This is a genomic window from Streptomyces iconiensis, from assembly GCF_028657195.3.
In the GTDB taxonomy this organism is placed as follows: Bacteria; Actinomycetota; Actinomycetes; order Streptomycetales; family Streptomycetaceae; genus Streptomyces; species Streptomyces iconiensis.
The window spans coordinates 219,872-240,184 of record NZ_JANCPR020000003.1 but is presented as its reverse complement, the minus strand read 5'-3'; the positions used below and the strand labels follow the sequence as shown (position 1 = coordinate 240,184).

15 protein-coding genes and 2 pseudogenes are annotated in these 20,313 nt (G+C 71.2%); 6 read left to right on the top strand and 11 right to left on the bottom strand.

What is annotated here, in order from left to right; all coding sequences use genetic code 11:
- Positions 1-12 precede the first annotated feature (12 nt).
- The 3 genes from NMN56_RS04015 to NMN56_RS04005 all read left to right on the top strand — a co-directional run bounded on the left by NMN56_RS04015 (position 13) and on the right by NMN56_RS04005 (position 2,191).
- Positions 13-558, top strand: coding sequence for a hypothetical protein (locus NMN56_RS04015; RefSeq protein WP_280842841.1), 546 nt, complete (start codon positions 13-15; stop codon positions 556-558).
- A gap of 191 nt (positions 559-749) precedes the next feature.
- Positions 750-1,328 carry a carboxymuconolactone decarboxylase family protein gene (locus tag NMN56_RS04010; protein ID WP_274045211.1) on the top strand — a complete coding sequence of 193 codons (579 nt, stop codon included), beginning with the start codon at positions 750-752 and terminating at the stop codon, positions 1,326-1,328.
- Positions 1,325-2,191, top strand: a complete 867-nt coding sequence (locus NMN56_RS04005; RefSeq protein ID WP_274045212.1) for an RNA polymerase sigma-70 factor — start codon at positions 1,325-1,327, stop codon at positions 2,189-2,191. The genes NMN56_RS04010 and NMN56_RS04005 overlap by 4 nt, the downstream gene beginning before the upstream one ends.
- Positions 2,192-2,570: 379 nt before the next feature.
- On the opposite strand, the gene NMN56_RS04000 is transcribed toward NMN56_RS04005, so the two are convergent.
- From NMN56_RS04000 to NMN56_RS42990, 6 genes and pseudogenes are all read right to left on the bottom strand, one after another.
- The gene (locus NMN56_RS04000) at positions 2,571-3,371 is read right to left on the bottom strand and encodes an urease accessory protein UreD (protein ID WP_347178572.1); all 801 of its coding nucleotides are present in this window, start codon (positions 3,369-3,371) and stop codon (positions 2,571-2,573) included.
- 269 nt (positions 3,372-3,640) lie between these two features.
- Positions 3,641-4,336, bottom strand: a complete 696-nt coding sequence (ureG, locus tag NMN56_RS03995; protein ID WP_274045214.1) for an urease accessory protein UreG — start codon at positions 4,334-4,336, stop codon at positions 3,641-3,643.
- Positions 4,337-4,370: 34 nt separating this feature from the next.
- Positions 4,371-5,045, bottom strand: coding sequence for an urease accessory protein UreF (locus tag NMN56_RS03990; protein WP_274045215.1), 675 nt, complete (start codon positions 5,043-5,045; stop codon positions 4,371-4,373).
- Between the two features lie 130 nt (positions 5,046-5,175).
- Positions 5,176-7,326: an urease subunit alpha gene (locus NMN56_RS03985; protein WP_430542462.1), complete on the bottom strand. Its 2,151-nt coding sequence runs from the start codon at positions 7,324-7,326 to the stop codon at positions 5,176-5,178.
- Between the two features lie 200 nt (positions 7,327-7,526).
- Positions 7,527-7,898 (bottom strand): annotated as a pseudogene (locus NMN56_RS42995) (urease subunit beta); the annotation flags it as partial.
- A 183-nt stretch (positions 7,899-8,081) separates the two neighbouring features.
- Positions 8,082-8,375, bottom strand: a pseudogene (locus tag NMN56_RS42990) (urease subunit gamma); the annotation flags it as partial.
- Between the two features lie 303 nt (positions 8,376-8,678).
- Here NMN56_RS42990 and NMN56_RS03975 point away from each other — a divergent pair.
- Positions 8,679-10,490: an acyl-CoA dehydrogenase gene (locus NMN56_RS03975; protein ID WP_274045217.1), complete on the top strand. Its 1,812-nt coding sequence runs from the start codon at positions 8,679-8,681 to the stop codon at positions 10,488-10,490.
- A 51-nt stretch (positions 10,491-10,541) separates the two neighbouring features.
- Here the strand turns inward: NMN56_RS03975 and NMN56_RS03970 are convergent, their stop codons facing one another.
- The 3 genes from NMN56_RS03970 to NMN56_RS03960 form a co-directional block, all read right to left on the bottom strand.
- Entirely contained in the window at positions 10,542-11,687 is a 1,146-nt protein-coding gene (locus tag NMN56_RS03970) for a serine hydrolase domain-containing protein (protein ID WP_274045218.1), read from the bottom strand.
- 166 nt (positions 11,688-11,853) lie between these two features.
- A complete protein-coding gene (locus NMN56_RS03965; RefSeq protein ID WP_280842843.1) occupies positions 11,854-13,407 on the bottom strand; it encodes an LCP family protein in 1,554 nt (517 codons plus the stop codon).
- A gap of 345 nt (positions 13,408-13,752) precedes the next feature.
- Positions 13,753-15,303, bottom strand: coding sequence for an FAD-dependent oxidoreductase (locus tag NMN56_RS03960; protein ID WP_274045220.1), 1,551 nt, complete (start codon positions 15,301-15,303; stop codon positions 13,753-13,755).
- 287 nt (positions 15,304-15,590) lie between these two features.
- Here NMN56_RS03960 and NMN56_RS03955 point away from each other — a divergent pair, with 287 nt between their 5' ends.
- Positions 15,591-16,895 (top strand): DUF6227 family protein, encoded by a 1,305-nt coding sequence (locus NMN56_RS03955; protein WP_274045221.1) that lies wholly within the window; start codon positions 15,591-15,593, stop codon positions 16,893-16,895.
- Positions 16,896-17,088: 193 nt separating this feature from the next.
- Positions 17,089-18,405, top strand: coding sequence for a transglycosylase family protein (locus NMN56_RS03950; RefSeq protein WP_274045222.1), 1,317 nt, complete (start codon positions 17,089-17,091; stop codon positions 18,403-18,405).
- Here NMN56_RS03950 and NMN56_RS03945 read toward each other — a convergent pair.
- A complete protein-coding gene (locus NMN56_RS03945) occupies positions 18,362-19,144 on the bottom strand; it encodes an ABC transporter ATP-binding protein (RefSeq protein ID WP_274045278.1) in 783 nt (260 codons plus the stop codon). The two genes, NMN56_RS03950 and NMN56_RS03945, sit on opposite strands and share 44 nt — an antisense overlap.
- A gap of 89 nt (positions 19,145-19,233) precedes the next feature.
- Positions 19,234-20,289, bottom strand: a complete 1,056-nt coding sequence (locus tag NMN56_RS03940) for an ABC transporter ATP-binding protein (RefSeq protein ID WP_274045279.1) — start codon at positions 20,287-20,289, stop codon at positions 19,234-19,236.
- Positions 20,290-20,313 lie beyond the last annotated feature (24 nt).

The following is a 20,313-nucleotide window of genomic DNA, read 5'->3' as shown; positions in this document are numbered from 1 at the left end:
GGATTCTGTTCCGTGCGTGAGCAGAAGGCATCGACGAGGGGGTGGGGCCGCGTGCCCGTTTTCCGGCTGGAGCTACGCGGCCCCGCCCACCTGCCGCACCCCCTCGGCAGCCCGGTGCCGGTCGTCGTGACCCTGCACAACACCTCGGCGCACCGCGTGTGGGCCGCCGGAGTGCTGGACGGCTCGGAGGACGGGGTGCGCTACCCGCACTACGAGCCGGCCGTACTCCTGGAGGGCCGCACCGTCAGCCCGCGCAGGCAGCCGGAGGATCCGCTCGTCGGACCGCTGCGCCCTGCGGACTTCCGGCAGTTGGAGCCCGGCGAGGCGTTCGACCCGACGGGCCCCGGTTATCTGCCGCTGACCACGTTCACCACCTTCACGCCCCGGCGGCCTGGCACCTACCTCTACACACTGACGCTCTCCACCCTGAGCGCCGACCCCGAGGAATGGCTCGGCCGCTTCGGCCAGGGCGAGGAACGGGCAACCGTGCTGGGGCTCGTGGCACGGGTGCCGAGGGAACGTACGGTGTCACCACCCCTCCCGATCGAGGTGCGGTGACCTGTCGGGGGCGGTGACCCGTCGACGGACGGTGACGCCGAGGTGGGGTGACCTGCCGGCGTACGTACAGCCCGGTGCCGCGCAGCAGTGCTGCCTGCGCGTGGGGGTCGTTGGCCCGCCGGAGGTGTTGTCACATTCGCGGGCCCGGCGGTGTCTTTATGTAAAGAGGCAAACGTGCGGAGGAGAACATCATGGCGCTACGCGTCCCGAAGGCAGAACTGCCCACCGAACTCAGCGAGAGCATGGCCAGGCAACTCGGCGCCGTCCCCGAGCCCGTCGAGGTGATGTGGCACAACCCCGAGGTTGCCGAGGCGTCCTTGGAGATGGGGAGCAAGGCAGGCGGATGGCAGGCGGCCGACGAGAGTCTCAAGTCGTTCGCGCACATGGCCGTCGCGGCCCAGGTGGGCTGCGGTTGGTGCCTCGACATCGGCTACTTCCAGGTGCGGAACCAGGACCTGGACATGGCCAAGGCGAGCCAGGTGCCTCGCTGGCGGGAGGCGGAGGTGTTCACGCCGCTGGAACGGGACGTGCTGGAGTACGCCGAGGCCATGACGAACACCCCGCCGACCGTCACCGACGAGTTGTCCGCGTGCCTGCTCGACCAGCTCGGCCCGGCGGCGATGGTCGAGCTGACCGTGTTCATCTCTTTTGCCAACTTCGCGACCAGGAGCAATACGGCGCTCGGAATCGAGTCGCAGGGCTTCTCGTCCGCGTGTGAAATACCCCTGGCCGCGCGCCCTGAGAATTCCGGCACAGCGTCGGCAGCATGACCGACGATCCATTCGTCGCCCACCGCGCCCTGCTGTTCACGGTCGCCTACGAGATGCTCGGTTCGGCGGCCGACGCGGAGGACGTGCTGCAGGAGTCCTGGCTGCGGTGGGCCGACGCCGACCGATCACAGGTGCGTGACCCGCGCGCCTACCTCGTCCGTGTCGTCACGCGGCAAGCACTCAACCGCCTGCGAACGCTGTCGCGCAGCCGCGAGGAATACGTCGGTGAATGGCTACCAGAACCGCTGCTGACAAGCCCCGATGTCGCCGAGGACGTCGAACTCGCGGAGAGCGTCTCCATCGCGATGCTGACCGTGCTGGAGACGCTCGGACCGACGGAGCGGGCCGTATTCGTACTCCGCGAGGTCTTCGAGGTGCCGTACGGCGAGATCGCGGGGGCCCTGGGCAAGTCCGCGGCCACGGTGCGGCAGATCGCACGGCGTGCACGCGAGCATGTCGCCGCGCGGCGGCCACGGGTCCAGGTCAGCCGGCTGGAACAACAGGCCGTTGTCGAACGGTTCCTGGCCGCGCTGCGCACGGGACAGTTGCACGAGCTGATGGAGGTCATGGCACCGGACGTGATCCTGATCACCGACGGCGGAGGACTCGTGGCCGCAGCCCTGGCCCCGATACACGGAGCCGAACACGTAGCGGAGCTGCTGGCCCGCACGCACCAGGTGGTGGCCGCGTTCGCCACCACACCCATCCACCTCAACGGCTCCCCCGCGGGCCGCATCGACATCAACGGCGAACCCTCTGCGGTGAGCCTCACCCTGACCAACGGCCGGATCACCCACATCTACGTCACAAGAAACCCCCAGAAACTCACCCATCTCAACGAACCCGCTGAACTCACGCGATAGGTCCACCATTGCTGCGCCCCGTGGGTGTTTCCCCGGCGGTCCCGGCCACCCGGAAACGCCCACGGCCGCAGCCGCAACCGGAGTCCAAGACGCTGGTCAAGAACGCAGCAGAGAGGGGTCGATCCCACGCACCAACAGAGCACGGGCGCGCTCGCACAAGGGTCCAGCGGGGCCGAAGAAAGCGCCCAGCCCCCTTGGGCGCGCACACCCCGCCCGGCCCTGGCCTTCGCTGGCCCTTTCCGTATCGAGGCACGGGAAACCGCCGCCAGGAAACTCCGCCGCCTCTTCGCCCCACGACATCCCGCTTCGGCGGCTTTCCGCCGGACGGGGGCTCGCCCGGCCCGGGCTCCAGAGGGGCGGCCCCGTCGGATCAAGCTGCCTACGTCCGTGCGGGACGGAGGTGGGTGAGTGCGGTATCGAGGAGGTGGCGTAGGCGAGTAGTGGTGGGGGCGACGGCGGTCGCGAGCAGGGCTGGTCCCCCGGCGAGGGGGACGAGGACGGCCTGGCCGGTGGGCGGATGGACACCGCCGGCGTCTCCTGCGCGGTCGGCTTCGGCTTCGGCTTCGGATTCGGCCTCGTCGATCAGCACCGATTCACGGTCGGTGTCCAGGTCGGGGTCGACGACGAGGAGTTGGCCGGTGGCGCGGTGTCCGGCGAGCACGGCGGGGCCGTCCCAGCCGGGGGCCGGGCCTCCGTAGTCGGTGTGCTGGTCGAGGAGGGTGCGTCCGGCGCGGCGCACGGTGAGGCGGGTGGTGAGGTGGCCCGGGGGCTCGGCTGTGCGGCCGAGGAGTTGTTCCTCACGCAGCACGAGGCGGGCGGTGGGCGCGAGTTCGACGGTGTACGTCTGGTGCAGCGTGCTTCCTTGGGCACTGATCAGCGGTTGGGGCAGCCAGTGCAGCGTGGCGTGCTCGTCCGCTGTGAGACGGACGTCGTACGTGGCGGGCGCGTCGGTGGGTCCGCGCAGAGCGAGGGTTGCGGCGGCCGTCGTGACTTCGAGTTCGGCGCGCGCCTCGGCATGGATATCGAGGGCGAGCCGGTCACCGCCCAACGGGGCACTCATGGCACCGACGATGCTGACCCGTGCCCGCCCGTCGCGCGAGCGCAGCCGCCGCAGGTGAAAGGGGCCGTCGTTGTGCAGCAGCGGGAGCGTGGTGACCCGGCCGTTGTGGGCGGCGCGCACCCCAGCCGTTGCGTGGAGGCCGTCGGATGTATGGACGCCGTCGGGTGCCCCGACGGCGCACGCCGCGTGGGCACCACCTTCCGCGGGACCGCCAACCGCCGTTCGGGCACCGCCCGTTACCTCGCCGACTGGCAGGCAAGCGCCGTCCGTCGTCGGGGCACCGTCCGTCGGGAAAGCCAGCGGCGCGGAAGCGGGCGTCGCTAAGCCCGGCGTCACCGAAGCGGGCGGCGCGGAAGCGGGCGGCGTGGGGGGCAGGTTCTGTGTGGTGGTCATGATGTGGCTCCGGCTTGCCAGGCGGTGAGGCGGCCGGTGATCCAGGCGGCGACCTGGCCGATCCCGTCGGGTGCGGTGAGGCTGGTGAAGACGACCGGGAGGTCGCCCCGCTGCTTGTGTGCGTCGGTGGCCATGGTGTTCAGGTCGGCGCCTACGTAGGGGGCGAGGTCGGTCTTGTTGACGATGAGCAGATCGGCGGTGGTGATGCCGGGGCCGCCCTTGCGGGGGATGTCGTCGCCGCTGGAGACGTCGATGACGAAGATCTGGGTGTCGACCAGACCGCGGGAGAAGGTCGCGGTGAGGTTGTCGCCGCCGGACTCGACGAGGATCAGGTCCAGTGCGGGAAGGCTCTCCTCCAGCTGCTCGACGGCTTCGAGGTTGGCGGAGATGTCGTCCCGGATCGCGGTGTGCGGGCATGCGCCGGTCTCCACTGCGGTGATCCGTTCCGGCGGCAGTACAGCCTCGCGGCGCAGGAACGCGGCGTCCTCGCGGGTGTAGATGTCGTTGGTCACCACGGCGATGGACAGCTGGGTGCGCAGCGCCCGGCACAGCGCTGCGACGGTGGCGGTCTTGCCGGAGCCGACCGGGCCGCCCAGCCCGACGCGCAGGGCGCGGCGGCTGCCGTCGGCGTGGAACGGCTCGGCGCCGTAGGTGTGTCGCTGGGGTGCGGTCACGGGGTGGTCGAGGTGCATGTCAACTCCGGTTCTCAGCAGGGAGGTTGGCGGTTCAGGAGGCGAAGAGCCGGACGGGCCACGCGGCGTGCTGCTCAGCCGCGAGGTCCAGCAGCGGCGCGGAGGCGGCGGGCAGGACGCCGGTGCCCTCTGCTGCGACCCGGGCCGCCGCCGAGGCGGCCCGGTCGGCGATGTGGTCGAGGTCGCCGGCGAGCCGGGCCAGTACGGCGGTCGCGTGGAACGGGTCGAGGCTCAGCAGCCGGACAGCGGCGGTCGCCGGACCCCCCACGCCCTCGTACGCGGCGGCGTGGGCGGCCTCCAGCGGTGCCAGGCCGGCGGAACGGGCGGCTGCGCCCAGAACGACAGGCTGATGTGCGCCCTGCGGGCGGTCATGAGCCAGCCGGTCGAGGCCGTCGGAGGGCCAAGTGGCGCGGGCCGCACGCATCATCTGGCGGCCGAGTCTGCGGGCGACCCTCCGCAGCGCCGGCGCGGGGGTGCGGGCATCGGCCGCCTCGTCCAGGGCCAGCGCGTCGTAGCCGGTGGCCGCCGCGGCGGCCAGGCCGGCACCGGTGAGGCCGGTGGTGTGCAGGCGGCCCCGGCAGAACGCCTCCAAGCTCGCGGGATCGCGTACGGTCCCGGCGGCGACGGCGGCCTCCACTCCACCGGAGTGGGCGTGCCCGCCCGCGGGGAAGCGGCCATCGGCCAGGACGAGCAGAGCTGCGCGGCTCATCGGGGAGCGCCCGCCTTTCGCAGGTTCACAGGTTCACAGGTATGCGGAGTCGCGGATTCGCGGTTCGCGGATTCGCAGGGGTGGGGCCCGGCCGTTCGTGGCGCGGCCGGGCGGGGACGGGCGCGTCGGCTCAGAACAGGAAGTACCGCTGGGTCATGGGCAGTTCGGTGGCGAAGCTGCGCCCGACCGGTACGGGCTTCGGGCGCGTCGGGGCCTGCGGTTCTGGCTGGTCGGGCGTGAGCCCCGAGCCGGGGTCGGGCGGGTCGGGGCGCGGGTCCCGCTCCTTGATGGCAACGCCCACGTCGCCCGTGGAGGCGCCGCCGATGGTGACGTCATAGGTGTCCGCGTCGATCACGATCTTCGGCTTCCCGCTGTTGTGCACCATGCTCGCCTTGGTCACGGCGCGGGTGGACTTGGCCCTGAACACACCCTTGCTCAGCCCGGGCAGGGTGAGCTTGGTCTTCTTCTTCGCCCTCTCCCGGGCCTTCTCCTCCGCCTTCGCCCTGTCCTGCCCCTTCCCCACGCCCGCGTCCTCTTCGATCAGGGCGTCGATGGTGGCCTGCACCACGAAGTTGTACGAGTTCGCCGCAGGGGCCCGGCCGCAGGAGCCCCATACGGGGCGTGGCAGGTAGGGCTGGGGTGTCGGGATCGACGCGTTGGCGTCGCCGACCTGCGCGTAGGCGAGTTGTCCGCCCTTGAGGACCATGTGCGGCTTCACACCGAAGAACTTCGGCTCCCACAGCACCAGGTCCGCGAGCTTCCCCGGCTCCACGGAGCCGACCAAAGCGTCGATGCCGTGGGCGAGGGCCGGGTTGATCGTGTACTTGGCGATGTAGCGCCGCGCTCGGAAGTTGTCCGCCGGCGGGCGCTTGGGCTTGTCTCCTTCCTTGCCCGCCTTGTCCTCGGGCAGGAGGCCGTAGCGGGTCTTCATCACGTGGGCCGTCTGCCAGGTACGCATGATCATCTCGCCGATGCGGCCCATCGCCTGTGCGTCGGAGGACATCATCGAGATGGCGCCCATGTCGTGCAGCAGGTCCTCGGCGGCCATGGTGGAGGGCCGGATCCGGGAGTCGGCGAATGCCATGTCCGCCTTGATCTCCGGGTTGAGATGGTGGCAGACGATCATCATGTCCATGTGCTCCTTGACGGTGTTGACCGTCAGGGGCCGGGTCGGATTCGTCGACGCCGGCAGCACGTTCTCTTCGGCGACAAGCTTGATCATGTCGGGCGCGTGCCCGCCTCCGGCGCCTTCGACATGGAAGACGTGCAGGCTGCGATACGCGCCGCTGCCGCCAGGCTTCTTGGTCGCGTTGAAGGTGTTCTGCACGAACCCGGCCTCGTTCAGCGAGTCGGCGTGCAGGGCGACCTGGCCCTCGTACCCGGCCTCCTCGCACACCGCCAGCGCCGCGTCGATGACCGCGGGGGTCGCACCCCAGTCCTCATGGAGCTTGAGGCCGACGGCACCGGCCCTCAACTGGGCCCTCAGCGCGTCCTTGTTGACGGTACTGCCCTTGGCGAGCAGGCCGATGTTCACCGGGTAGGCGTCGAGCGCCTCCAGCGTCCGGCGAATGTGCCACTTGCCCGGCGTGACGGTGGTGGCCGTGCTGCCTTCGGCGGGTCCCGTACCGCCACCGATCAACGTGGTCACTCCTGAGGCGAGGGCCTCATGGACCTCGTTCGGGCACAGGAAGTGCACATGTGTGTCGACCCCGCCCGCGGTCAGGATCCGGCCGTTTCCGGAGATCACCTCGGTCTCGGGCCCGACAACGAAGTTCGTCGCGTACTTCTGCCCGAGCTCGCTGGTGAATGTCCGCGTGTCCATCGTCTCGGGGTTGTACGCCTTGCCGATCGCGACCACCATGCCGTCGAACACACCGACGTCGGCCTTCACGATGCCCCAGTGGTCGAGGATCAGCGCACCGGTGATGACGGTGTCCACCGGCGCGTCCTCGGGGAACTTCTTCTTCCCCGGGAGGCCGACGGTGACCTTCTTCTTGCTTCCCTTCCCCTCCTCGATGGGCCTCGGGGCAACGTCGTGCTCCCTCCGCGCGATGTGCGACTGGCCCATCGACTCACGGATCGACTTGCCGCCGCCGAAGATCATCTCGTTGCCACTGTGCCCGGGACCACCCGACCAGTCCTCGTCGATGCGGATCACCAGGTCGGTGTCAGCGAGCCGGAGCCGGTCATCCGTCGTCGGCCCGTACAGATCGCTGTACTCCTGCCGGGTCAGCTTCCTGTCGGCCGGCTTCCTGGCCTCGGCTCCGTGGGCCGCCCGCACGTTGTCAGACGCCCCCTCGGCCGCCGCCCGCTTGGCCGCCGCTTCCCCTGCCGCCGGCTTCTTGGCTGACGACTTCTTGGCAGCTGGCTCCTTGGCCGCTGCCTCCTTGGCAGCTGGCTTCTTGGTGCCAGGCTTCTTGGCCGCCGACTTCTTCGTAACCGGCTTCTTCCCGGCCGCCTTCTTGGCCGCTCCTCCTTCCGTCACCGCACCGAACCCCCGTTCCCTGTGGTGACCTTGTTCCCGTCGATCTGCCGGTCGGCCTCGTCCTTGATCTGCAGGCCCTTGACCTGCTTCAGGCCCTGGATCGGCACGAGTTCCACCCAGCGCTCGTCACCGGGCTCGAACCGCTCGGAGGAACCGGATGGAATGTTCAGACGCTTCCCGTACGCGTCCGCGGGGTTGAAGTCGAGCCCCGGCCTCGCTGCGCCGGAGCCAGCGGCGGGATCGGCGGCGGGATCGGCGGCGGCTTCCGCGTAACCGTTCGTCTCGTAGAAGTGGAAGTGCGAGCCGACCTGGATGGGACGGTCGTTCGGGTTCTTCACGCAGATACGTGTGACCCTTTCGCCTGCGTTGTACGGCACCGTGTACTGGTAAGCGGGCCCGCCGCTCTGCGACGCCTTGTGGCTCTGCCTCGTGCAGTCCTTCGCGTCCTGCTGCCCGCCGGGCTTGTCCTTGTCCTGGTCCCCCTTCGGGTCGGCCAGCAGGTCGACCTTGCCCGGGTACACGTCCACCTCGTCCTCGGCGAGCTTCTCGAAGGGGTCGCGGATGGTCACGAGCTTCGTACCGTCGGGGAACGTCGCCTCCACCTGGACGGTGTCGATCATCTCCGGCACGCCGTCCATGACATCGCCGCGTTTGAGCACATGGCGACCGGTCTCCATGACCGAGTCGACGGTCGCTCCCGCCCGCGCCTGCTCGTACACATACGCCGTCAACAGGGCCATGACTTCGGGGTAGTTCAGCCGCAGCCCGCGCTGATGGCGTTGCCGCGCCACATCCGCGGCCACGTGAATCAGCAGGCGTTCCTGCTCATGCGGGGTCAGGTGCATGTCGTCCCTTCTGGTGCCGATCACTGCGTTCGGGCGGCCGGGCCCACAGGGACAAAAGGGACATGTGCCGGTGCGCCTGATGCCGCGCGCAGATCCTTGCCGACCGCGCACCGAAGCAGGGAGAAACAGACGGCATTACACACAATGAGGTGATCATCCGCTTCTTTCCCGGCGCCGCCTTCGCTCCCCGCCCGGCACCCGCCGTTGACAACGGCGAACAGGGTCGGCGAGCATAAGCAAGCGCTTAGGAAGTGAGCGCGCCCTCGCTCAGGCACCTCGGCACCTCACGGGATCGGAATCACCATGGCCGCACCTTCGCTTCTCCTCTCCCGCCGAGACCTCGACTTCCAGCTCCACACATGGCTGGACACCGAGGCGCTGACGCGGCGCGCGCGGTACGCGGAGCACTCGCGGGAGACCTTCGACGGTGCCCTGGAGCTGAGCGAGCGCATCGCGGTGGAGTACTTCGCGACGCACAACAAGAAGAACGACCAGGAAGAGCCCCGCTTCGACGGTGAGCGCGTGCACACGCTTCCGGAGGTGGCCGACGCGCTGAGCGCCTTCGCGAAGTCGGGGCTGCTGGCGTCCGCCATGGACGAGGAGTTCGGCGGCATGGGACTGCCGGAGACGGTCGCGCTGGCCTGCTTCAGCTTCTTCCAGGCCGCGAACGTCGGCACGGCCGCCTACCCCTTTCTCACACTGGGCAACGCGCGTCTGCTGTGCGCGCACGGTTCGCGCGAGCAGATCGACACCTACGTGCGGCCGATGCTGGAGGGCAGGTTCTTCGGCACCATGTGCCTGTCCGAACCGCAGGCCGGGTCCTCGCTCGCCGATGTGGCGACGCGGGCCGAGGAGCGTGCCGACGGGACGTACCGCCTCTTCGGCAGCAAGATGTGGATCTCGGGCGGCGACCACGAACTGTCCGAGAACATCGTCCACCTCGTGCTCGCGCGCATCCCCGGGGGTCCGCCCGGGGTCAAGGGACTCTCGCTGTTCATCGTGCCCAAGTACCTGGTCGGCGCCGACGGCACGCTGGGCGAGCGCAACGACGTGGTGCCCGCCGGGCTCAACCACAAGATGGGCTACAGAGGCACCACGAACGCGCTGCTCAACTTCGGCGAGGGCGCCCGCCACCGGCCGGGCGGCGAGGCCGGCGCCGTCGGGTACCTGGTCGGCGAGCAGCACCGGGGCCTCTCGTACATGTTCCACATGATGAACGGCGCGCGCATCGGTGTCGGCGCCGGTGCGATGGCCCTCGGCTACACCGGGTACCTCAAGTCGCTGGCGTACGCACGCGAGCGCCCGCAGGGCCGTCCGCTGACGGCACGGGGCAGGGACGCGAGCACACCGCAGGTGCCGATCGTCGAGCACACCGACGTACGCAGGATGCTCCTCGCGCAGAAGTCGTACGTGGAGGGCGCGCTCGGCCTGCTGCTGTACTGCTCCCGCCTGGTGGACGAGCAGAACTCGGCCCCGACGGACCAGGAACGGGGGCGCGCGGGGCTGCTGTTGGACGTGTTGACCCCGATCGCCAAGAGCTGGCCCTCGCAGTGGTGCCTGGAGGCCAACAGCCTCGCCATCCAGGTGCACGGCGGCTACGGCTACACCCGCGAGTACGACGTGGAGCAGCACTACCGCGACAACCGCCTCAACCCCATCCACGAGGGCACCCACGGCATCCAGGGCCTCGATCTGCTGGGCCGCAGGGCGGTGCTGGACGACGGTGCGGGGCTGCGGGCCCTGGGCGAGGCCGTGACCGCGACGGTGGAGCGCGCCATGGCGGCCGGCGGCGAGGCGGCGCAGCTCGCCGACGCGCTCCGCACCCGCTGGGAGCGGGTCACCACCGTGACCGCCCGCCTGTGGGAGACGGGCGACCCCGCGGTCGCACTGGCCAACTCCTCGGTCTACCTGGAGGCGGTCGGCCATGTGGTGGTCGCCTGGATCTGGCTGAGCCAGTTCCTCGCCACGGGTGAGCGGGACGACGACTTCCATCGGGGCAAGCGGCAGGCGGCCCGCTACTTCTTCCGGCACGAACTCCCCCGCACCGACCCGCAGTTCGCCCTCCTGGAAGCGCGGGACACGACAGCACTGGAGACCGAGGACGGCTGGCTGTGAGCAGTGGGCCGCGCCGGCCCGTCGCCTTCGGCGGGCGCCGCGCTGCCGCTCTCAGCCGAAGGCGGTCCGGACGATGTGTACGAGATGCGGCGCGACGCGCATCTCGTCCGCTGCGGCGATGTTGAGCGAGCACACCACGCGGCGCGCGCCGTCGCGGGTGGCGAAGAGCGCGTTGGCGTAACCCCGGACGGCGCCGCCCCCGCCGTACACGGTGCGCTCCCCGTACGGGCCGGAAACCCGCAGGCTCTGCACGCCCAGTCCGAACCCGAAACCGCGTACGGCCTCGACCTCTCCCGGGAACGGCGCCAGCATCGTGTCCAGCAGCGGTTCCGGCACCAGGTCCCCAGCGAGCAGCGCTGTGAGGAAGGTGTCCAGGTCACGTGCCGTGGAGATCATGGAGCCCGCGGCATCCCAGACCGAGGGCTCCATGACGGTGATGTCCACCGGCGTGCTGCCGCCCCCGCCGTCCGGTCTGGTGTAGCCACTGGCGTGCGGACGGGGCAGCTCCGGATCGTGCCCGGGCGCCCGGGTGGCGGTGAGTCCGAGGGGGCCCAGCACCCTGCGCGCCAGTTCCTCGCCCCACCAGCGTCCCGTGACCGCGTGGACGAGCATGCCGAGCACTACGTAGTTGGTGTTGGAGTAGCCCAGTTCGGCGCCCGGTGCGAAGGGGCGGGGCTGCTCCACGGCGATCTTCACCAGTTCCCCGGGCTCCCAGCACCTGCCGCGCCCGCGCACCACGTCCCCAGGCCCCGCGATCACATGAGGGAGATAGTTGGGCACGCCGCTGGTGTGCTGGAGCAACTGCCGTACGGTAACGGCCTGGTAGGAGGCCGGAAGCAGACCGGGGGCCCGGCGCAGGACGGGCTCGTCGAGGGTGAGGGCACCTTCGGCGGCCAGTTGGAGTACCAACGTGGCCACGAACGGTTTGGTGATGCTGCCGATCCGGAACGAACCCGCCGGGTCGACGGGCCGCGTGTCGCCGATGTCGGCGCTGCCCGCGGTGAGTTCGCGCAGGCCGTCGTGCCCGTCGAGCCGCAGCAACCCGCCGATGACATCCTCGTCCTGGTCCACGACTCCGGCGAGCACCCGCTCCACCGACGGCAGGTCCAGCGACGGCAGGTCCAGCGGTGCGGGGCCCGCCGATGCGGGGTCCGGCGGGGCCCCATGTGCCGCAGCGTCGCTGTCTTCCCCGGGCATTCCCATCCTCCGCTCCACGAATTCGGGCTCTACGCACCCGAACACATGCTGTAGACGATCCGTGTGAACCGCGGACCGCGGACCGCAGGTCGCTGGTAGCTGGTAGCTGGTCGCGGACTGCGGATCGTAAGTCCCGAAACCCCAGGCCCCTGAGACCCGTCCGCCGCTACATGCCCCCAGCCCCTTCCACTCCCCCGGCCCTCTCTGGTTCCTCCGGTTCCTCCGCGTCCTCCACTCCCCCGGCTCCCTCCGCCGGGTTCGCCACCGCACTCGTTGCCGCGCCGGTTGCCGCGTCCGTTGCGGCGCCCGTCGCCGCGTCCGTCTCCGTCGGCTCGACGCGCTTGCCGGTGCCGCCGGTCGCGTCGCAGTCGAGCGCGGTGCCCGTTACGGGGGCGCCCTCGACGCTGCTGCGGTCGTAGATGATTTTCCGGACCCTGGTACCGGAGCCGGTGAGCACGGTGAGGACGCGTCCTTGTCCCCGCACGGCGCGCAGTCTGGCGTCCGGCAGTGCGGCGGCCAGCACTTCGGCCTCGCGTTCTCTGCCGGGTTCATAGCGGATCTCCGTACGCCTGCCGGGCCTGGCGACAACCGGGTCGACCGTGTCGAGCGTGTCGGGTGCGGCCTGGGGCGGGCCGGTCATGAGCGCGAAACCGTTCTCGCGCAGCGCGGTTCTGAGCCGGTCTGCGGCGGCGCCGCCACCTTCGACCCGTACGGGGACCCTCCCGGGCTCAAGCCCGACGGGGCGCACGCCGGGTGGCGGGCTGAGCCGGGGCTCCAACCTGAAAGGGCGGTCCTCGCGCAGGGCGCGGAAGAGGACGCGGGCGCGTGGCTCGTCCCAGGTCAGGGTGGAGCCCCAGGTGGGAACGCGGTGGTCGAACTTCTTGAGCGGCACGGTGGCGAACTCCATGTCGTCTCCGTCCAGTCCGCGCAGTTCGCCGCCCAGCCGTGCCAGCCGCGACATGGTCAGTCCCGGGTCGGTCGCCACGGTGCCGCGCAACGCGCGTGCCGTGCGCAGGAGTCCGAAAGGGTGGTCCGCGATCCGGGGGTTCGCCAGCTGTTCCAGCAGGCCGGCGACGAGCTGTTGCTGGCGGCGTACCCGGCCCAGGTCGCCCGGGGGCGAGACATGGCGCGCGCGGACGTAACGGAGTGCCTGCCTGCCGTCCGTGTGGTGGTGGCCCGCCGGCATGTCCAGCCCGGAATTGATGTCATGCAGTGGCTTCTTGGTGCACACCGGTGCGCCGCCGAGCCGGTCGACGGCCGCCACGAAGCCGGCGAAGTCGGTCTCCAGGTAGTGGTCGATCCGCAGCCCAGTGGCCTGTTGCACGGTACGTACGGTCAGCTCGCGCCCGCCGTGCGCGTGCGCCGCGTTGATCTTGCCCCGGTGCGAGGTGAGGTGGGAACCGTTCTTCTCCCTGTGCGGCGCGAAGCGTACGTAGGAGTCGCGCGGAATGCTGACCGCGCTGACCCTGTCGCGGTGCCGTGAGACGTGGAGCAGCATCATCACGTCGGTGCACTCACACGCGTCGCCGTTCACATTGAGGTCGTCGCGCCGCTCGCGGGAGAGGCCGGCGCGGGTGTCGAGGCCGACGAGCAGGAAGGTGAGGGCGCGGGACTCGCGCGCGTCCCCCTTGCCGTCGGTCAGCGGCGCGGAGAACGCCGAGGACGCCGAGAACGCCGAGAACAGAGCCCCGGAGGACCAGGGTGCGGAGGACGGGGACACGGAGGACAGGGGTGTCGTCGCGGTGGCCAGGACCGCGCATGCCGTCCCCGCGAGCGCGAGTCCGCGCAGCCGCGCGGGGCGGCTCCGCGCCGGCCGTCCACGGGAACGGGACGCACAGGACCGGATCACACGGGCACCGCGCGCAACGTACCGGCCCGGCGAGCGGTCTTCGGGCGAGCGGGGGGTCTGTGGGGCCAAGGCGCTTCGCACCTCCGCAGCGACGCGACGATCGGAATAAACGATTCCGAATGCTAGGCACGCCCCTCGCCGCTCCCCCGCTGATTCCCCGCCCTCGCACGCTCCGGTCACCCGGCCAGGCCAACCTCGCCGGTCGCTCCCCGCGGCTCACTCCTCGCCGAGGTCGCGCGGCTCCAGCGGCCGGGTCGCGGGGCCCTGGATCACCTCGCCGCCGACACCGAAGCGCGAACCGTGGCACGGGCACTCCCACGCGGTCTCGGCATCGTTGAAGCGCACCAGACAGCCCAGGTGCGTACAGCGCGGGGACACCGCCTTGATCTCGCCCTCCGCCGTCCTGTGCACGGCGCAGCGGCGGCCCTGGACCCGCACGATGGCGCCCGTGCCAGGGGCGATCTCGTCCACGGAGTCCACGTAGGACGGGCGCAGCCTGTCGCCCACGAAGCGCCGGGCGACGGCCGACTGGAACCGCAGCATCGCGGGCGCGTCGCGCGGGCTGAGTCTGACCGGATCGTAGAGCCGGGCCCAGGAGGGCAGCGGCTCACCGGTGATGTGCGCGGCCAGCAGCTGGCCGGACAGCACTCCGGAACTCATGCCCCAGCTGCCGAACCCGGCCGCGACATAGGTGTGCTGGGCCGCCGGGTGGAAGCGGCCGATGTAGGGCACACGGTCGGCGGTGTCGTTGTCCTGCGTCGCCCAGCGGTGCGCGAGCCGGGCCGTGGGGAAGCGCTCGTACGTCCAGGCCGCGAGCCGTTCGTAACGGGCACCGACCGAACCGATGCCGGGCATACCCGGTGTGAACGCCTCGCCGGTCACGATCAGCAGCCGCTGCCCGTCGCCGAAGGGGTACGGCGCCGTGCGCACCGACCGGGTGCCGCGCTCGGGTGTGAGGTACATGCCGCCGGGGTCCTCGTCCTCGGGAAGCAGCGCGGAGATGACCAGTTCGCGGCGGGGCTGCAGCCGCGAGAACATCAGCGCCCTGTCGAAGACCGGATAGTGCGTGGCGACCACCACGTCACGCGCGACGACCTCGCCACCGTTCTCGGCCGTGACCCGGCACGGCTCTCCTTCGTCGAGGCCGAGTACCCGGGTGCGCTCATAGATGAGCCCGCCGCGCTGCCTGATGTCGTCGGCCAGCGCGAGCAGGTACTTGCGCGGGTGGAACTGCCCCTGGTTCTCGACCCGTACGGCCCCGCGCACGGCGAACGGCAGCCCCGTGCGGGTCACATAGGACGCTTCGAGGCCCGCTTCGGCCGCCGCCTCCGCCTCAGCGCGGACCTGGAGTTCGTGGTCGGCCGACTCCACGTAGGTGTGCGCGGGCACGCGTTCCAGCTCGCAGTCGATGCCCAACTCCGCCGTGACAGCGGCCAGATGCTCGATCGCGCCCTGCTGCGAGAGCGCGTACTGCCTGGCGGCCTCCTCGCCACGCGTCGCGCGCAGCCAGCCGTAGCGCAGCCCGTGCAGCGCGGACAGCTTGGCCGTCGTATGGCCCGTGACACCCGCCGCCAGCCGGTCGGACTCCAGCACGGCGACGCTCAGCCCGGCGCGCGCCAGTTCCCAGGCCGCCGAAAGGCCGGCCATGCCTCCGCCGACGACCGCCACGTCCACCTCCACACAGCCGTCGGGCGGAAGGGGCGGACAGAGGGATCCGGTGGCGGAGAGCATCCAGTACGACTCGTAACCGACGGGCAGTGTGGTCACCGCCGCGCCTCCCTTCGCTCCGCACGGCCCTGTGGCGGCCGAGTGGTCAGGTGTTCGTATCCACTGTGTCGTTCCCACTGCCGCGGTGCTCACCCGTGCTCCCCCGTGCGGTTTTGCCCCCTCGGCCCACACTCCACCCGCTCTGTCCCGATCCGGGAATCCGCCCTGGCCACCCACGCGTTGAAGACCGATTCCCCGGATTGCCCCCGCGCAACGCGTTCGGGGCGCTACGGTGTGTGCCCGCGGGGAACGATCGGTCGTTTGGTATGCGCCGGGAGGGGTCCGCAATGCGTGAGGAGAGGCAACTGACGCCTGCTCACCACCTCGAAGATCTGCTGACACGTTCCCAGAATCCGTTCGACGTCTCCGACGCGGTCCTCGACCGGCTGCGGAGCGCCGTGATGTACCGGGTGGAACTGCACGGCTGGAGGCACCGCAACGCGCCTGCGCGCACGCTCCGTTGCAGCAGCTTCCGGCACATCTTCCTGCTCGCCGACGGCAGCAGTCTGCTGCTGTGGGAGCTGTGCTACGACAGCGAGGCCGGGGACGCGGGCGAGCTGTGCGAGGTCTACGACAACGAGGAGTCGCTGCGCCGCTCCGAGCGCCGCGTACACCGCTGGATGGGCGGCCCCGAGGACGCGGACGGCACGGAGGAAGCGGACGGCGGAGAGGTAGGAGAGGGAACGGAAGGCGCCGGAGAGCTGGGCGGAGCCGGGTGCCCCGAGGAGACCGCGGGCTGGCGTGCGCCGGACGAGGACCCGGACGACCGTTACGAGGACGAGGACGAGGACGGATCCCTCGCCTCCGACGACGACCTGGCCGGTCTCTTCGGTGAACTCCCGCCCGGTGTCGGTGGTTTCGGATCCGGTGGCAGCGTGCCCCTCGGTCCGGGGAACGGCACCTTCGGCTCGGACGGCGGGATGCTCGGCCCTGACGGCGGTGTGCTCGGCCCGGAGAGCGGCGTGTTCGGCCCGGACGGTGGCATGCTCGGCCCGGAGAGCGGCGTGTTCGGCCCGGACGGTGGCATGCTCGGCCCGGAGAGCGGCGTGTTCGGCGGCGGGGCCCGGGGGTTCGACGGGTTCGGTTTCGGGAGCCGCGCGTTCGAGGACGCGCTCGCCGACAGCCTCAGGTCCGAGGGCCTGGGCGCCGAGGACCTGGACGACCTCGACTCCGTCGCCGAGCGGGGCGCAGGGCCGGCCCGGATCTCGTTCGACTTCCTGATCATGGCGACCGGCGCCCCGGGACACCGGGAGTACGCCGAGCGCGGTTCGGCCGACCACGCACGGCGCCTGCTGCGGCGTGCCGAGAACGAGGACAGGCCGGGCGACGAGACCCTGCGGCTGCTGAACCGTGCGCTGGGCCACCAGATCCTGCACGTACCAGGGCCCCTCTCACAGGCCGGGGAGTCCCAGGTGTGGTGCTCGGTCTACGAACACGCCTTCCTGCTCCCCGACGGCAGCGAGGTCAGCCTCTACGAGCTGGAGCACAACCTCAGCGGCACCGGACGCCTGGTCTGCGAGGTCTACCTGGAGGAGTCCGGCGCGGGCCAGGCGGCGCACCGCCTCGCCCGTGACCGGGGCATCGACCTGTGAGCCCCCGCCATGCTCCCGTCGCCTTGCGCGGTGCATCCGGGGCGCACCGGGCGCGCGTCGGCCGGCAACTTCGCGGCCATGTACACGTGTTGAGCCTGGCTGTACCCCCTTGTGAGGCTGAAAGAGGCGCCTCTATCGTGGGCTGGCTCGGCCACGCTTGTCCGTGGGCCGCCAACCAACGGAGGGACCGGCCATGTCCGCTCGTGGGCGCCACCGCCGCTACAAGCCCAGCTCCGTCACCCGGGTCTCGCTGCGGGTGACCGCGGGAGGTGCCGGTATCGCGATCCCGCTCGCCGCCGTGCAGTTCGCACACGCGGCGCCGCAGGACGCGTGGGAGAAGGTGGCCGCCTGCGAGAGCAGCGGAAACTGGGACATCAACACCGGCAACGGTTACTTCGGTGGCCTCCAGTTCTCGCAGAGCACCTGGCAGGCGTACGGCGGTACGGCGTACGCGGCACGTGCCGACCTGGCGGCCAAGGACCAGCAGATAGCGGTCGCCGAGAAGGTGCTGGAAGGCCAGGGACCCGGAGCATGGCCCAACTGCGGTCCGAAGGCGGGCCTTTCACGGGGCGACGCCGAACCTGACAGGGCAGCCGGGGCCGGAGAGGCCCGGCAGGCATCGGCCGAGCGCGGCGCCGGGAAGGCACGCAAGGCGGATCCCGCACCGGCGGCGAAGGCGGAGAAGGAGAAAGCGGAGGCAAAGGCGAAGGCGGAGAAGAAGGAAGCCGACAAGGCACGTTCGGAACGCGCCGCCAGAGCCACCGCCGAGCGCCAGAAGAAGCGCACCACGTACGAGGTCGTCGGCGGCGACACCCTCTCCGGCATCGCGGACGACCACAGCGTCGGCGGCGGCTGGCGCTCGCTCTACGCGAAGAACCGCTCCTCCATCGGCTCCGACCCCGATCTGATCCTGCCGGGACAGGAACTGCGGATGACGGGCGCGGCCGAGAAGGCGAAGGCCGCGCAGCCGCGCCCCGGGGCGAAGAAGCCAGCGCCGCGCACGGCACCCGAGAAGAAGGAAGCGGACAGGCCGCAGAGGCAGCAGGCCAAGCCGAAGCCGCAGAAGGCCGAGGCCAAGCCCAGGCCCCAGCAGAAGGCGGGGCCTTCGGCGGCAGCGCCCGTCAGCGGTGTCAGCCCCAGCACCGCCTACCGCGCCTCGGGCAGCAGTTGGTCCTCCGGCTACCACACGGGGGTCGACTTCCCCGTCAGTACCGGCACCACCGTCAAGGCCGTCTCCGGCGCCAAGGTCGTCTCGGCCGGCTGGGCGGACTCCTACGGCTATCAAGTGGTGCTCCGGCACAGCGACGGCAGGTACAGCCAGTACGCGCACCTGTCGGCGATCTCCGTACGCTCCGGTCAGTCGGTTGACGCAGGCCAGCGGATCGGCCGCTCGGGCGCCACCGGCAACGCCACGGGGCCCCACCTGCACTTCGAGGTCCGTACGGGTCCCGGGTACGGCAGCGACATCAACCCGCTGACGTATCTGCGGGGGCGCGGCGTCCAGATCTGACCGGGGCGCCGCCCACCTGAGCACCGGCGTCCGTGCCGGTGGCGGCGGCGGTGGCGTCCGTACCGGTGGCGTCCTTGCCTGTGGTTGGGGCCTGGACGGCGGCGTGCTCGACCGTACGGTCGCACCAGCGCTCCAGCAGGGTGCGGTCGTGGCCGACCGCCAGCAGGGCGGCGCCGGAGCGCGCGCGGTACTCCTCCACCACGGCGACCAGCGCAGCCGTCGTGGAGGCGTCCAGCATGGCCGTCATCTCGTCGCAGATCAGAAGCCGCGGCCCGAGGACGAGCGCACGGGCGACACAGGCGCGCTGCAACTGGCCGTCGCTCACCTCGTGCGGGCGGCGGGTGAGGAGTTCGCCGCCGAGGCCGACCGACTCGGCCAGTTCGGCCGTACGCTCCCCGGCCTCGTCCTTGCGCCCGGTGGCGCGCAGCGGTTCGGCGATCAGCGCGGCGAGCGTGAGCCGGGGGTCGGCAGCGAGCCGCGGCTGCTGGAAGACCACGCCGACCGAGGTGCGCTGGGCACGTGGCGCCCGGTGCCGCCAGCCGCGCGCGGGTTCACCGTCGAGCAGTACCGTGCCCGCGTACGGGCGGTGCAGCAGCGCGGCGACGCGGGCGAGGGTCGACTTGCCGCAGCCGCTCGGGCCGAGCAGCCCGACGGCCTCGCCCGCACCGACGGTCAGCGACACCTCGCGCAGTACGGGAGCGCCGCGCTCGTATCCAGCGGTGATCCCGCGCAGTTCCAGCGCGGACGGGGGCGTGGCCGAGGGCTCGGGCGAGGGCGTGGCCGAGGGCTCGGGCGGGTGCGCGGATGACGGCTCGGACGACGGCGCGTTCACGCGCGGCTCCCTTCGTGGTGCCTGTCCTGCTCGCGGTGCCTGTCCAGGTCGCGGTGCCTGTCCCGCTCGCTGTCCGCCGCAACGTCCTGTGCGGGGACGGGGTGGTGACAGGCGAGGCCCCCGGTCAGCGCGGGTACGGTCGCGCACTCCTCGCTCGCCCGCACACAGCGGGGTGCGAACGCGCAGCCCTCCGGCAGGTCGCCCAGTTCGGGCGGCATGCCGGGCACGGGCGTGAAGGCCCGTTCCGGCAGCGCCTCCAGCAAGCCACGGGCGTACGGGTGGCGGGGTCCCGGTTCGCCGAAGAACGGGGCGGCGGCCGACAGTTCGACGATCCGGCCCGCGTACATCACCGCCACCCTGTCGGCGACGCGCTCGGCCGCCCTCAGGTCGTGGGTGATGATGAGCAGTCCCCGCCCGTCCCGTGTGTGGCCGCGCAGTTCGTCCACGGTCCTGTCCACCAGGTCACGGTCGAGTCCGGTGGTGGGCTCGTCGGCCAGCAGCAGGGGCGCGTCGCCGACCAGGGCCAGCGCGGTGGCGGCACGCTGTGCCAGCCCGCCGGAGAGCTGGTGGGGGTAACGGTCCAGATGGTCGGCGGGGAAGGCGGCGCGCTCCGCCGCCTGCCGGGTCGCCGCCGCCAGTTCCTGACCGCGCAACCCGGTCAACTCCCTGACGGTCTCGGCAAGTTGGGACCTGACGGTCCTCACAGCTGTCAGATGCCCCGCCGGACTCTGCGGTACGAGCCCGATCCGCCGCCCGCGCACGGTGCGGGCGAGCGTCGCCTCGTCGGCCGCGAGCAGATCGAGCCCCGTGCCGTGCAGCAGCGCGCTGCCGCTCGTACGGGCGTTGCCGGGGAGCAGGCCCAGCAGCGCCGAGGCGAGCACCGACTTGCCGCAGCCGCTCTCGCCCACCAGCGCGAGGCACTCGCCGGGCGCGAGGTCGAAGGAGGCGTCGGTGACGGCGGCGATCTCCCGGCCGCCCCGCATACGGAAGCGCACGGACAACTCCCGTACGGACAGCAGCGCCCCGGCCCGCGCCGCGCCCTTCTCACTCACCGCGTCCTTCTCACTCCCCGCGTC

Bases quoted from the DNA above. Each gene is read 5' to 3' on its own strand.
- NMN56_RS04010 (WP_274045211.1), top strand. From the start codon at position 750: ATGGCGCTACGCGTCCCGAAGGCAGAACTGCCCACCGAACTCAGCGAG.
- NMN56_RS04005 (WP_274045212.1), top strand. From the start codon at position 1,325: ATGACCGACGATCCATTCGTCGCCCACCGCGCCCTGCTGTTCACGGTC.
- ureG (WP_274045214.1), bottom strand. From the start codon at position 4,336: ATGCACCTCGACCACCCCGTGACCGCACCCCAGCGACACACCTACGGC.
- NMN56_RS03990 (WP_274045215.1), bottom strand. From the start codon at position 5,045: ATGAGCCGCGCAGCTCTGCTCGTCCTGGCCGATGGCCGCTTCCCCGCG.
- NMN56_RS03975 (WP_274045217.1), top strand. From the start codon at position 8,679: ATGGCCGCACCTTCGCTTCTCCTCTCCCGCCGAGACCTCGACTTCCAG.
- NMN56_RS03970 (WP_274045218.1), bottom strand. From the start codon at position 11,687: ATGCCCGGGGAAGACAGCGACGCTGCGGCACATGGGGCCCCGCCGGAC.
- NMN56_RS03955 (WP_274045221.1), top strand. From the start codon at position 15,591: ATGCGTGAGGAGAGGCAACTGACGCCTGCTCACCACCTCGAAGATCTG.
- NMN56_RS03950 (WP_274045222.1), top strand. From the start codon at position 17,089: ATGTCCGCTCGTGGGCGCCACCGCCGCTACAAGCCCAGCTCCGTCACC.